Source organism: Mycobacterium sp. E1715 (assembly GCF_001667625.1).
Taxonomy (GTDB): domain Bacteria; phylum Actinomycetota; class Actinomycetes; order Mycobacteriales; family Mycobacteriaceae; genus Mycobacterium.
Map to the genome: position 1 here is coordinate 1 of NZ_LZJJ01000116.1, position 14,015 is coordinate 14,015.

Sequence of the window (14,015 nt, forward strand, 5' to 3'; positions counted from 1 at the left end):
GTGTCGATGTCCAAGGACCGTCCCGAAGTCGATTCGCTGCTGCTGGCGGCCGGCCAGCTGTTCGTCTCCGGCGCCGGGGTGGACTGGGCCGCGGCGTTCGCCGGCCTGACCGCCCACCGCGTCGACCTGCCGACGTATGCCTTTCAGCGGCGCCGGTTTTGGCTGTCGCCGGAGGCCGTGGGCGGCCGGGACACCGCGGGCCTGGGATTGACCGGCGCCGAGCATGCCCTGCTGGGCGCGGTGGTGGAGCGCCCCGATTCGGGCGGTGTGGTGTTGACGGGCCGGCTGTCGACGGCGGCCCAGCCGTGGCTGGCCGATCACGCGGTGACCGGGACCGTGTTGTTCCCGGGCGCGGGGTTCGTCGAGCTGGTGCTGCGGGCGGGCGACGAGGTCGGCTGCCCGGTGATCGAGGAGCTGACGCTGTCGGCCCCGTTGCCCCTGCCGGCCGCCGGCGGGGTGCGGGTGCAGGTGGTGGTGGACGCCGCCGGCGGGACCGGATCCCGTGCGGTTGCGGTCTATTCGCAGGCCGGTCCCGACTGGGCCCTGCACGCCCAGGGCGTGGTGAGCGACGGCTCGCCCGCGCCGGACGCGGACCTGTCGGTGTGGCCGCCCGTCGGCGCCGCGGCGGTCGACGTGACCGGCGCCTACGACGATTTGGCGGGGCGCGGCTACGGGTACGGGCCGGCGTTCCGCGGCCTGCGGAAGGTGTGGCGCCGGGGGACCGAGATCTTCGCCGAGGTCGAGGCCCCACAGCAGGACGGTGTCACGGTGGGCGGCTTCGGGATCCATCCGGTGGTGCTGGATGCGGCGCTGCACGCCCTGGGTGTGGCCGACGAGGACGCCGAGGCCGTCTTGCCGTTCTCCTGGCAAGGGGTGTGCCTGCACGCGGCCGGCGCGTCACGGGTCCGGGTGCGGCTGGCACCGGTGGGGAAGGGCGCCGTGTCGGTGGAACTGGCCGATTCGTCGGGCCTGCCGGTGCTGTCGGTGCGGGAGCTGGTGACGCGGCCGGTGTCGGCCGCCCAGTTGGCGGCGGCCGCGGCGGCGCGGTCCGGCGGCGGCGAACTCCTGGAGGCGGTGTGGTCCCCGATCACGTTGGCGGACAACGCCGGTGGGGCCGATCCCGAGGTGTGGCGGCCGCCCTCGAACGGCGACGGAGTGGTCGGGTCGGTCTACGCCGCGACCCATGAGGCGTTGGGCTTGTTGCAGTCCAGGGTTGAGGGCGCCGGGCCGTTGGTGGTGCTGACCCGCGGCGCGGTCGCGCTGCCCGGCGAGGAGGTCTCGGACCTGGCCGGCGCGGCGGTGTGGGGGCTGGTGCGCTCGGCGCAGGCCGAGCAGGCGGGCCTGGCGGTGCTGGTCGACTCCGACGGATCGCTCGATCTCGCCTCCGTGATCGGCTGCGGGGAGCCGCAATTGGTGGTGCGAGGGGGCATCGCCTACGGCGCCCGGCTGCAGCCACTCAAGCCGCACCCGCTGTTGCCGTTGCCCGGGCCGCCGTCGGTGTGGCGGCTGGCCGCCGGCGACGCCGGAACGCTGGAGGACCTGGCCGTGCAGTCGGGCCCGCCGGCCGAGCTCGCCGCCGGCCAGGTGCGGGTGGCGGTCGCCGCCGCCGGGGTGAACTTCCGCGACGTGCTGGTGGCCCTGGGCATGTACCCGGGTGCCGCGCAGCTGGGCGCGGAGGGTGCCGGCCTGGTGACCGAGATCAGCGCCGGCGTCACGGATTTGGCGGTAGGCGACGCGGTGATGGGCATCTTGGGCCTGACCGGGTCCGAGGCGGTCGTCGATCGCCGGCTGGTGACGCCGCTGCCGTCGGGCTGGTCGTTCGCGCAGGCCGCGGGCGTGCCGGTGGTGTTCTTGACGGCGTATTACGGGTTGTCGGTCCTGGGGGGCCTGCGCGCCGGCGAGCGGGTGCTGGTGCACGCCGGTGCCGGCGGCGTCGGCATGGCGGCCGTGCAGCTGGCCCGGCATTGGGGGGCCGAGGTTTTCGCGACCGCGAGCCGCGGCAAGTGGGACACCCTGCGCGCCATGGGCATCGACGACGATCACATCGCGGATTCGCGGACGCTGGAGTTCGAGGAGAAGTTCTCCGCGGCCACGGGCGGAGTCGGCGTGGAGGTCGTGCTGAACTCGCTGGCCGGCGAGTTCACCGACGCGTCGCTGCGGTTGCTCGGCCGCGGCGGGCGCTTCATCGAGATGGGCAAGACCGACCTGCGCGACCCGGCGGCGCACCCCGAGATCTATTACCGCGCGTTCGACTTGATGGAGGCCGGCCCGGACCGCATCGCGGCGATGTCGGCCGAACTGATGCGCCTGTTCTCGACCGGAGCTCTAAAGCCCCTGCCCGTCAAGGCCTTCGACGTGCGTTGCGCCGCGGAGGCGTACCGGTTCGTGAGCCAGGCCCGCCACATCGGCAAGGTGGTGCTCACGATGCCCGACGGGCCGGCCGGGCTGGGCGGCGGCACCGCACTGATCACCGGCGGAACCGGCATGGCGGGTTCGGCCGTGGCCCGGCACCTCGTCGACCGCTACCGGGTACCGCACGTCATGCTGGTCAGCCGCAGCGGTGAACGGGCGGACGGGTTGACGGGGCTGGTCGCCGAGCTGCGCGAGGCGGGCGCCGAGGTGTCGGTGGTGGCCTGCGACGTGGGCGACCGGGACGCCGTGGCCGGGTTGCTGGCGCGGGTGCCGGAGCGCTTCCCGCTGCGCGGCGTATTTCACGCCGCGGGGGTGCTCGACGACGCGGTGATCGCGTCCCTGACACCGGAGCGCATCGATACGGTGCTGCGGTCCAAGGTCGACGGGGCGTGGCACCTGCACGAGCTGACCCGGGATCTGGATCTTTCGGCGTTCGTGCTGTTCTCGTCGATGGCGGGGATCGTCGGGGCGCCGGGTCAGGGCAACTACGCCGCGGCCAACAGCTTCCTCGACGGACTGGCGGCCTACCGCCACGCCCATCGCCTGCCCGCCCTGTCGATCGCCTGGGGGATGTGGGAAGAGGCGTCGGCCATGACCCGGCACCTGGGCGACCGCGACAAGGCGCGGATGAGCCGCGCTGGGCTCGCCCCGCTGTCCACCCGGCAGGCGCTCGGCCTGCTCGACGCCGCGCTGCTGACGGAGCCGCCCGTCGTCGTGGCCACCCGGCTCGACACCGCCGCGCTGGCCCACGCCGGCGCCGCGCTGCCACCGCTGTTGAGCCAGTTGGCCATTCGGCGCGCCCGACGGGTCCTCGACCCCACTGACATGGTGTCGTTGACCGGCCTGCGGGCGCGGCTGGACGGCCTGGCCCCCGAGCAGCGCCGGCGCGAACTGATCGACCTGGTGTGCGGCAACGCCGCCACGGTGTTGGGGCACAGCACCGCCGACGTCAACGCCGACCAGGCTTTCGGGGACCTCGGGTTCGACTCGTTGACCGCCGTGGAGCTGCGCAACAGGCTCAAGATCGCGACCGGCCTGACCCTTTCGCCCACGGTGATCTTCGATTACCCGACGCCGGCGGCGCTGGCCGAGCATCTCGACGGCCAGCTGACCACCGGCACGGCCGGTGCGCCGCCCGACCGAATGGCCCGCTTCAACGACGTGGCCCGCGAATTGCAGGCGCTGCTCGGGCAATCCGACTGGAGCCCAGGCGACAAGGCGCAGCTGGTCACCCGGCTGGAAGGCCTGCTGCGCTCGCTGACGGGGCCGGCGGAAGTGCACCACCCGGAGCAGCCCGACGACCCGTTCGACGACGACATCGCCACCGCCACCGAGAGCCAACTCTTCGCGATCCTCGACGAAGAGATCGGCCCCTAGCATGACGGACGTCGCAGTCATCGGCCTGGCGTGCCGATTCCCCGGCGCGGCAAACCCGCGCGAGTTCTGGGATCTGATCCGCAACGGCCGGGAAGCGACGCGGTTGCCCGGGGACGTCGCGGAGTTCGACGCCGACTTCTTCAACCTCTCGCCGCGCGAGGCGTGCGCGATGGACCCTCGCCAGCGGCTGGCCCTCGAACTGGCCTGGGAAGCCTTCGAGGACGCGTTCGTGGTACCCGAAAGCATTCGTGGCAAAGACGTTTCGGTGTATGTGGGGGCGATGGCCGACGACTACGCGGTCCTCACGCTGCGCGACATCGCCGACAACCTCGACCACCACTCGTTCGCCGGAATCAGCCGGGGGATGATCGCCAACCGGGTCTCGTACGCCTTCGGTTTGCGCGGGCCGAGCATGACCGTCGACTCCGGCCAATCGTCGTCGCTGCTCGCCGTGCACCTCGCCTGTGAGAGCCTGCGCGCCGGCGAGTCGGCGCTGGCGATCGCCGGCGGGGTTCACCTGAACCTGGCCGACGAAACCGCAATGCTGGAGCGCGAATTCGGTGCGCTGTCGACGTCCGGTCGCACCTATGCGTTCGATCGGCGCGCGGACGGTTACGTGCGCGGCGAGGGCGGGGGACTGGTCCTGCTGAAGCCGTTGCCGGCGGCCCTGCGCGACGGGGACCGCGTCCACGCGGTCATCAGCGGCAGCGCCGTCGGTAACGCCGGGCACAGCGCAGCCGGGCAGACGGTGCCTTCCGTCTCCGCCGAGGCGGACGTGATCCGGCGGGCGCTCGCCACCGCCGGCCTCGGCGCCGGCGACATCGACTACATCGAGGCCCACGGCACCGGCACCAAGGTCGGCGACGCGGTTGAGGCCCAGGCGCTCGGCGAGGTGTTCGCGGCGCGCGAGCGCGCAGTGCACGTGGGTTCGGTCAAGACCAACATCGGTCACGCCGGCGGCGCGGCCGGGATAGCGGGCCTGCTCAAAGCCTCACTGGCCGTGCGACATTCGGTGCTGCCGCCGAGCTTGAACTACGCCGACGGCAATCCCGAACTCGAACACCTGCGCGTGAACACCGCCGCGCTGCCCTGGCCGGCGGCGGGGCGCCCGCGCCGCGCCGGTGTGTCGTCCTTCGGGATGGGCGGCACCAACGCACACGTCGTCGTGGAACAGGCCCCGCCGCAACCGGATACGCCCGCCGAACCGCACGAACCGCCGCTCGCATGGGTGCTGTCGGCCCGCTCGGGGCGGGCCCTGGCCAACCAGGCGCGCCGGCTGGCGGAGTGGGTGGCCGAGCCGGGGGTGAGCCCCGCGGACGTGGCGTGGTCGCTGGCGACGACGCGCTCGGTGTTCGAGCGGCGGGCGGTGCTGGTCGGCGGCGATCCCGAAGAGTTGACGCGCGAACTGGTGGCCCTGGCCGCCGGGGAGCCCGCCCCCGGCGTGATCGCCGGCCGGGCCGGGCCCGCGGCCAAGATCGCCTTCGTGTTCCCCGGCCAGGGCTCCCAATGGCCGGGAATGGGTCGCGAACTCCACCGGCGGTTCCCGGCCTTCGCGCGTGCCTTCGACGAGGCCGCGGCCGCGATGGATCCCCACCTGCGGTCGCCGTTGCGCGAGGTGATGTGGGGCACCGACGCGGAGCTGTTGCGCGGCACCGAGTTCGCGCAGCCGGCCTTATTCGTGCTCGAGGTCGCCCTGGCGGCGCTGTGGCGATCCTGGGGGGTGACGCCCGAGGTGGTTCTGGGTCATTCGGTCGGCGAGATCGCGGCCGCGCATGTGGCGGGGGTGCTGGCGCTGGGCGACGCGGCGCGCATCGTGGCGGCGCGCGGCCGGCTGATGGCGGCGCTGCCGGGCGACGGGGTGATGGTGGCGGTGAGCGCCACCGAGGCGGAGGTCGCCCCGATGCTCGGCGACAGTGTCGGCATCGCGGCGGTCAATGGCCCCAATGCGGTGGTCCTGTCCGGCGAGCGCGCCGCGGTCACCGCCCTGACGGATCGGTTGGCGGAAAGCGGCAGGCGCACACACCGGTTGGCGGTCTCGCACGCGTTTCATTCGGCGCTGATGGAACCGATGCTCGACGAGTTCGCGCGCCGGATCGCCGACATCGAGCCGCAACAGCCGCGAATCTGCCTGATATCCAACGTGTCCGGGGAGCCGGCCGGCCCCGGCTACGGGTCCGCGCGATACTGGGTCGAGCACGTGCGCCGGCCCGTGCGCTTCCTCGACGGCGTGCGCGCCGCCGAGGCCCTCGGGGTGACGGCGTTCGCGGAGGCGGGCCCTGGCGGCGGGTTGAGCGCGGCGGTGGACCAGTCAATGACCACCGAGCGGCCGATCTCGGTGACCACCCTGCCCAAGGACGCTCCCGAGGCCGAGTCGCTGCTGATCGCGGCCGGCCGCCTGTTCGCCGCCGGGGTGGCCGTCGGCTGGCCGGCCGTATTGGCCGACTCCGGGGGTCGACGCGTCGACCTGCCGACGTACGGCTTTGCCCGCCAACGGTTCTGGCTGGGTGGCACGCAGGATGTGCTCCGCCCCAACGCGGCCCGGTCCCCGAATCTGGCCGAGCAGCTACACCGCCTGGCGCCCGAGGAGCAACAGCGGCGGCTGGCCGAGCTGGTCTGCGAGCACGCGGCCGCCGTCGCGGGACATCCGGACGCGCGGGCCATCGGTCGCGACCGCGCCTTTGCCGACCTGGGCTTCGACTCGATGACCGGGGTCGAATTGCGCAACCGGCTCACGACGACGACCGGGTTGGCGTTGTCGCGAACCCTGATCTTCGACTATCCCACTCCCGCCGCGCTGGCCGACCATCTGCGCCAGCAGCTATTCCGCGGCGAGGACCGGGAATCGGACGAGGAAAAGGTGTGGTCCTCGCTGCGCAACATTCCGCTCGCCGAGCTGAGGAGGACCGGATTGCTCGACAAACTGCTCCTGCTCGCCGGCGGCCCGGAAAGCGTTGTGGCCCAACCGGTCACCGATCCCATCGACTCGCTGAGCCCCGACGCCCTCATCGCGATGGCACTGAAAAACCAGGACTCCGAATGAAAAAATGCCGAAGCAATAAGACACATGTCGAATACTTCAAACTTTTGCCGAATTACCGCCGATTGCTTAAACTTCGGAAATCGGCGAATGTCCCATTCGAGCTGGGACGCGGGCAAAAGGGTTGGGCATGAGCGTCATCGCGGGTGTTTTCGGAGCGTTGCCCCCGCATCGTTACAGCCAGGCCGAAATCACGGACCAGCTCGTCGAATTGCCGGCTCTGGCCGAACACGAGGAGATCGTCCGGCGGTTGCACGCCGCCGCCAAGGTCAACGGCCGCCACCTGGTCCTGCCGCTGGAGCGCTACCCGTCGCTCACCGATTTCGGTGAGGCCAACGAGGTGTTCATCGAACACGCCGTCGAACTGGGCTGCGAAGCGTTGCTGGGGGCGCTCGAGGAGGCCGGCCTGCAGCCACGGGACATCGACATGATCGCCACCACCACGGTCACCGGGGTGGCGGTCCCGTCGCTCGACGCGCGGATCGCCGGACGGCTCGGCCTTCGCCCGGACGTGCGCCGGGTGCCGCTGTTCGGGCTCGGTTGCGCGGCCGGCGCGGCGGGGGTGGGCCGCCTGCACGACTACCTGCGCGGCGCCCCGGACGGCGTCGCGGTCCTGGTGTCGGTCGAGCTGTGCTCGCTCACCTTCCCGGCGGTCAAGCCGACCGTGTCCGGCCTGGTGGGCACCGCGATGTTCGGGGATGGGGCGGCCGCCGTGGTCGCGGTCGGTGACCGTCGCGCCGAACGGCTGAGCCCCAGCGGGCCCGACATCGTCGATTCCCGCAGCCGGCTGTATCCCGAATCGCTGCACGTCATGGCCTGGAACGTCAGCTCGGCCGGGCTGCACCTGGTGATGTCGCCGGAGCTCACCAACTTCATCGACCGTTACCTGGCCGACGACGTCGGCCGCTTCCTGAGTGCCCACGGGCTGACCAAGGACGACGTGGGCGCTTGGGTGGCGCACCCCGGCGGCCCCAAGGTCATCACCGCGATCGGCAACGCCCTCGAGTTGCCCCCGGACGCCCTCGAGCTGACCTGGCGCTCGCTGGGCGAGGTCGCGAACCTGTCGTCGGCGTCGGTGCTGCACATCCTGCGCGACACCATCGCCAAGCCGCCGCCCGGCGGGGGCCCCGGGCTGATGCTCGCGATGGGCCCGGGATTCAGCGCCGAGTTCGTGCTACTGAGCTGGCGCTAGGTCGGTGGTGGCGACGACGTCGACGGTCAACCCCGGCTTCGGGGACAACGCGGCAAGGTTGGCCGCGCGGATGCGCTGAGGCGGCATCCGCAGTGTGGTCCTGGCGAGCAACCGGGCCAGCATCACGGTCATCTCGGTGGTGGCCATGGCCGCGCCGATGCAGCGGTGCAGGCCCCCGCTGAACGGAATGAACTCGTGTGGGGCGGGTTTGCGGTAGCCCGGGGCGTCGGGGTCCCACCGCTCCGGCCGGAATTGCGTTGGCCCGGGCCAGATTTCGGGGATGCGATGCGTGACGTATGGGCTGAAGATGAGCAGCCGGCCCGCCGGTATGCGGTGGCCGTCGAAGGAGATCTCGCGGATCACCTTGCGCGCCGAGATCACCCCGGGCGGGTAGAGCCGCAGGGTTTCCTGCACGACCCCGTTGAGGTAGGTCAACGCCGTCAGGTCGGCCGCGCCCGGCGGCCGTCCGCCGAGCACGCGTGCCACTTCGCGGGCCGCGGTGTCCCACGCGCCCGGCACGGAGAGCAGCGTGTAGATCGCCCATGCCAGCGCGCCGCTGGTGGTCTCGTAGCCGGCGGTGATCAGTGAGATGACGGCGTCGCGAATCTCGTTGTCGCCCAGCGCATAACCCTCGTCTCCGCGACCGTTGATCAGCATCGTCAGCATGTGGTCGTCGGGCCGGGGCTCGGCCCGCGCGGCGGCGACCTGCTCGTCCACCAGGGCGTCGATGCGTTTCCGGGCGGCCACCGCCCGTCGCCACCCCGGTGCGTTGAGCCGCCGTTGCAGCGCAACCGACTGCGGCAGTTGGTGAGTCAGGTCCAGCAGCGGCTGCAGCTGTTCGCCCAGAAAGTCCGAATGGGTGGCCAGGCGCGGGCCGAACAGGCTCTCGGCGGTGCTGCGCCGCACCGCCGAACGGCACGCGGAGTAGATGTCCAGCCGCTGCCCGCGCCGCCAGCCGTCGATCACGGCGTCGATGGTGCACACCATGGTGGCGACGTAGTCCTGGATCTGCCGGTGCCGCAGCCCGGGCGCGACGACGCTGCGCCGGCGCCGGTGATCGTCGCCGTCGCTGACGATCAACGCGGTGGGTCCGTCGACGATGGCGAGGTTCTGAAACGTCAACCGCCAGCTGAACGCGTCGGCGTTGGCGAACACGAACTTGTTCGCCTCGGCGCCCAGCAGGTAGGTGTAACCGTGCCGGCCGACGCCGGAGTTGATGACCGGGCCGCGCCGCCGGTACAGCGCCAGCAAGGCCTCGCCGGGCCGGTACCGCACGGGCGTCATTCCAGCGCCTCCGACAGCTCCAGCCAGCGGCCCTCCGTCTCGGCGACCTCGTCCTCGAGCGCCCGCAATTCCCGGGTGAGCCGCGTGATGCCGACATGGTCCGACTGGTCGTGGCGGGCGAGTTCGTGGTGTTTGTCCACGATCCGGTCGGCCAGCCGGGCGAGCTGGCGGTCGACGCCGGCCAGCTCCTTCTCGGTGGCCCGGCGCCGCGCCCCGGACATGCCTTGCGGCTCCGCGGGCGCCGGGCCGCCGTCCGCCGCGGCGCCGGCCTCGCGCGCCGCCAGCCGCAGGTACTCGTCGATGCCACCGGGCAGGTGCCGCAACCGGCCGTCGAGAACGGCGTACTGCTGATCGGTGATCCGCTCGAGCAGGTAGCGGTCGTGCGAGACGACGATCAAGGTCCCGGCCCACGAGTCGAGCAGGTCTTCCATCGCGGTGAGCATGTCGGTGTCGACGTCGTTGGTCGGCTCGTCGAGCAGCAATACGTTCGGCTCGGAGAGCAGCGTGAGCATCAGCTGCAACCGCCGCCGCTGCCCGCCGGAGAGCTCGCCGATGCGCGCGGACAACTGGCCGCGCCCGAACCCCAGCCGTTCCAGCAGCTGGGCCGGCGTCACCTCGCGGCCCTCGACCTCGTAGCCGCCGCGCAACCGGGCCAGGACGTCGGCGATGCGGTCGTCGGTGAGGCCGGCCAGGGCGTCGCCCTGCTGGTCGAGCACGGCCAGCTGAACGGTTTTGCCGCGCTTGACCCGTCCGGCGTCCGGCGCGATGGTCCCGGCGATCAGCCCGAGCAGCGTCGACTTCCCGGCGCCGTTGGCGCCGACGATGCCGGTGCGTTCGCCCGGGGCGATCCGCCATTCGACGTCGCGCAGCACCGGACGGCCGTCAAACGAGACCGACACGTCGAGCAGATCGATGACGTCCTTCCCGAGCCGGGCGGTGGCCAGCTTGGCCAGCTCGACGGTGTTGCGCAGCGGCGGCACGTCGGCGATCAGCTGGTTGGCCGCCTCGATGCGGAACTTGGGCTTCGAGGTCCGCGCCGGCGCGCCGCGACGCAGCCACGCCAGCTCCTTGCGCATCAGGTTCTGCCGCTTGGCTTCCGCGGTGGCGGCCAGCCGGTCCCGTTCGACGCGCTGCAGCACGTACGCCGCGTAGCCGCCCTCGAACGGCTCCACGATCCCGTCGTGCACCTCCCACGTCGTGGTGGCGACCTCGTCGAGGAACCAGCGGTCGTGCGTCACCAGCAGCAGCCCGCCGGTGTTGCGCGCCCAGCGCTGTTTGAGATGGTCGGCCAGCCAGGTGATGCCCTCGATGTCGAGATGGTTGGTGGGCTCGTCGAGGGCGATGACGTCCCACTCGCCGACCAGCAGCCGGGCCAGCTGCACCCGCCGGCGCTGACCTCCGCTGAGCGTGGATATCGCTGCGTCCCAATCGATGTCGGAGACCAAGCCGGCGACCACGTCGCGGACCCGGGGGTCGCCGGCCCACTGGTGTTCGGCCGCCTCGCCGACCAGCGTCCAGCCCACCGTGTGGGCCGGGTCCAGGGTGTCGGCCTGGCTGAGCGCGCCGACGCGCAAGCCGCTGCGGCGGGTCACGCGGCCCGAGTCGGGCCGCAGCTGGCCGGTGAGCAGCCGCAACAGGCTGGACTTCCCGTCCCCGTTGCGGCCGACGATGCCGATGCGCGCGCCGTCGTTCACGCCCAGCGTGACCGAATCGAATACCAGCTGGGTCGGATATTCGAGGCGGATGGCCTCGGCTCCCAATAGGTGCGCCACTGGCCCGACCCTACTGCGGCTACTCCAGGGTCAGCAGCGCCCGGTCGACTTCGCTCTGGGTCTCCGCCGACGCCTTGCTGGCCACCGCGTCCAGGAAGCGGCTGGCGAGGTCGCGCAGCTTCAGGTTGGTCTCCTGGGAGCGCCACACCAGGATGTCGAACGCCCGCTCGGCGGAGATGTCGTAGGCGGCCATCAGCACGCCCTTGGCCTGCTCGATTCGGGCGCGGGCGTCGGCCACCGCCGACAGGACCTTGTTGATGTCGGTCTGCAGCGAGTCGGTGACGTCGACGTAGAACCCGGACGTCCCGATCACGGTGCCGTGGTCGTCGAGCATCCGGTCGCCCGCGACGACGACGCACAGGGTGCGGCCCCCGGTGTCGACGATGCGGTGCCGACTGCTGAACGGCTTGCCCCGCATCACGCGGTCCAGGACGGCCGAGGCGCGTTCGCGGTCCTCGGGATGCTTGTGCTTGAGCAGCAGGTCCGTGGTGGGCTCGACCTGCCCGGGCCGGTACCCGTGCATCCGCGCGACCGCGTCCGACCACTCCCAGCGCTGGCCGTCCAGGAAGAACCGGAAGCGACCGACGCGCTGCGGTTCGCCCAGCCCCAGCACCAAGTCGACCGCGCTCAGGTCGTCCTCTGCCACCACGCCGGACATCAGCGCCTCCGACGCGGCCGCCTCCCGGGTGGGCTCCCCGTCGCGCCGGTGAACGGCCTCGTCCTCGAAGTTCACGGTCATCGCGCGTTGCCCTTCAGATCCGTAACTATGTCCCTGGCATATCAATGCCCACTTTTGCGCGGGTCCATGCACGGATCAGGCTTTTCGGTACGGCTCGGCGTCGGCGTGCTTGAAGTCCAGCCCCAGCCCGGGCCGGTGTTGGTCCGGCCGCAGGGCGCCGCCGTCGGGGGGCAGGGCGCCGTCGAAGAACATGTGCTCGATGCGGTGGTGATCGTGGAAGTACTCCAGGTGCCGCAGGTTCGGTACGGCGGCCGCCACGTGGGCGTGCAGGTTGGGGGCGCAGTGCCCGGACACGTCGACGTTGTGGGCGGCGGCGACGGCCGCGGCCCGCAGCCAGTCGGTGATGCCGCCGCAGCGGGTGACGTCGATCTGCAGGCAGTCGACCGCCCCGGCGGCCAGCATGCGGTGGAAGTAGACCAGGTCGTAGCCGTACTCGCCGGCGGTGACGTCCGGGGTCACCTGGTCGCGCACCTCGTGCAGCCCGGCGAGGTCGTCGGAGGAGACGGGTTCTTCGAACCAGGTGACGTCCTGGTCGGCCATCGCGTGGGCGACCCGGATCGCCTGCTTGCGGCGGTAGGCGCCGTTGGCGTCGACATAGAGTTCCACCTCGGGCCCGATCACGCTGCGCGACAGGGCGATCCGATCGAGGTCGCGGCGCTCGTCGGAGCCCCAGGACTCGCCGATCTTGATCTTGACCCGCGGAATCTTCCACTCGTCCACCCAGCGTTCCAGCTGGGCGCGGGTCTGCCGCTCGTCGTAGGTGGTGAAGCCGCCGCTGCCGTAGATCGGCACCGCGTCGTGCGCCATGCCGAGCAGCCGGCAGACCGGTAGCTCGAGCAGCTTGCCCTTGAGGTCCCACAGGGCGGTGTCGATCGCCGAGATGGCGCACGACACCAACCCGGGCCGTCCGTTGTTGCGCATCGCCCTGACCATCGCCTGCCAGCCGCCGGTGATGTCCAGCGCGCTGTGTCCGGTGAGCGTGCCCGCGAGCGCCCCGGTGATCAACGCCGCGCAGGCGCCGTCGGCGTACGTGTAGCCGATCCCGCGCCGCCCGCCGGCCGTGACCGCGGCCAGCACCAGCGTGGTCGACGACCAGGGCAGGGTACCGTCGGCTTCCGGTGCGTCGGTGGGGATTTCGTAGACCTGCGCGGTGACGTCGTCGACGGGCGCGTCGAGCGTCATCGGGTCCACCGGCGGGCCGCGAGCCACGCGCCGAGCCCCGCCGCCCCAAGCGCGCCGGTGCCGCTGACGACGGGATGCTGCGACGCCCACAGTTGCGGGCTCAACGTGTGGGACTTGTCGTCGAACCCGCCGTGGGCGCCGTGCTCGCTGCCCGGCTCCTGGTCGAGCGGGTGCCACAGGTTGTGCGGCCGCCCCGCGCCGACGCGCTCGTCGGTCTGCTGCGAGTCGTACCCGGTGCGGCCCAGGTAGCGGTCCAGCAGCGGTGCGACGAATTTCTGCGCGAGCAGTGTCACCATCGTGGAATCCCCGACCCAATATTGTTTGCGCCCAGGGTGATCCGCGGCGTAGAGGACACCGCGGGCGGCGACCTCGGGCTGATAGATCGGGGGCACCGGCTGGGGATGGCGCGGCAGCCGGGACAGCACCCAGGAGAACTGGGGGGTGTTGACCGCGGGCATCTGCACGACGGTCACCCGCACCTTCGAGTGCTCGTGCAGCAGCTCGCAGCGCACCGATTCGGTGAACCCGTTGATGGCATGCTTGGCGCCGCAATAGGCGGACTGCAGCGGGATGGACCGCTGGCTGAGCGCGGAGCCGACCTGGACGATGGTGCCGCGGTCCCGCGGCCGCATCTTGTTCAGCGCCGCCATGGTGCCGTGCACGTAGCCGAGGTACGACACCTCGGTCACGCGTCTGAACTCCTCCGCGGTGATCTCGCTGAACGGCGCGAACACGGAGGTGAAGGCGACATTGACCCAGACGTCGATGGGCCCGAATGCGGCCTCGGTCTCGTCGGCGGCGGCGACGACCGCGTCGTGGTCGGCGACGTCGGTCGGGATGGCCAGCGCCTTGCCGCCACCGGCTTCGACGTCGCGCGCGGCGCCGTCCAGCCCGGCGGTGCCGCGGGCGAGCAGGGCCACGTTCGCCCCGCGCCGCCCGAACAATTGGGCGGCGGCCCGCCCGATGCCGGCGCTGGCTCCGGTGATCACGATTGTCTTCGGGGTCGGTGTCATCGCCGAA

Annotated in this window: 8 protein-coding genes; 3 read left to right on the forward strand and 5 right to left on the reverse strand. The window is 71.8% G+C overall.

All coding sequences use genetic code 11. The features are described 5' to 3' along the window. The 3 genes from A9X03_RS06080 to A9X03_RS06090 all read left to right on the forward strand — a co-directional run. Positions 1 to 3,789, forward strand: a 3,789-nt coding sequence (locus tag A9X03_RS06080) for an SDR family NAD(P)-dependent oxidoreductase (protein ID WP_156746490.1), incomplete at its 5' end; no start/stop codon positions are given. Position 3,790: 1 nt separating this feature from the next. Beyond that, positions 3,791 to 6,829, forward strand: coding sequence for a type I polyketide synthase (locus tag A9X03_RS06085; protein ID WP_068260136.1), 3,039 nt, complete (start codon positions 3,791 to 3,793; stop codon positions 6,827 to 6,829). A 121-nt stretch (positions 6,830 to 6,950) separates the two neighbouring features. Beyond that, positions 6,951 to 8,018, forward strand: coding sequence for a type III polyketide synthase (locus tag A9X03_RS06090; RefSeq protein ID WP_368664924.1), 1,068 nt, complete (start codon positions 6,951 to 6,953; stop codon positions 8,016 to 8,018). Here A9X03_RS06090 and A9X03_RS06095 read toward each other — a convergent pair. From A9X03_RS06095 to A9X03_RS06115, 5 genes are all read right to left on the reverse strand, one after another. Continuing rightward, positions 8,001 to 9,293: a cytochrome P450 gene (locus A9X03_RS06095; RefSeq protein ID WP_156736575.1), complete on the reverse strand. Its 1,293-nt coding sequence runs from the start codon at positions 9,291 to 9,293 to the stop codon at positions 8,001 to 8,003. The two genes, A9X03_RS06090 and A9X03_RS06095, sit on opposite strands and share 18 nt — an antisense overlap. A 5-nt stretch (positions 9,294 to 9,298) precedes the next feature. After that, a complete protein-coding gene (locus A9X03_RS06100) occupies positions 9,299 to 11,074 on the reverse strand; it encodes an ABC-F family ATP-binding cassette domain-containing protein (RefSeq protein ID WP_067780728.1) in 1,776 nt (591 codons plus the stop codon). Between the two features lie 19 nt (positions 11,075 to 11,093). Continuing rightward, positions 11,094 to 11,813, reverse strand: a complete 720-nt coding sequence (locus tag A9X03_RS06105) for a PAS and ANTAR domain-containing protein (protein ID WP_068260139.1) — start codon at positions 11,811 to 11,813, stop codon at positions 11,094 to 11,096. A 75-nt stretch (positions 11,814 to 11,888) separates the two neighbouring features. Next, the gene (locus A9X03_RS06110; RefSeq protein ID WP_067750465.1) at positions 11,889 to 12,995 is read right to left on the reverse strand and encodes an enolase C-terminal domain-like protein; all 1,107 of its coding nucleotides are present in this window, start codon (positions 12,993 to 12,995) and stop codon (positions 11,889 to 11,891) included. Continuing rightward, positions 12,992 to 14,008, reverse strand: a complete 1,017-nt coding sequence (locus tag A9X03_RS06115) for an SDR family oxidoreductase (RefSeq protein WP_197696024.1) — start codon at positions 14,006 to 14,008, stop codon at positions 12,992 to 12,994. The genes A9X03_RS06110 and A9X03_RS06115 overlap by 4 nt, the downstream gene beginning before the upstream one ends. Positions 14,009 to 14,015: the final 7 nt, after the last annotated feature.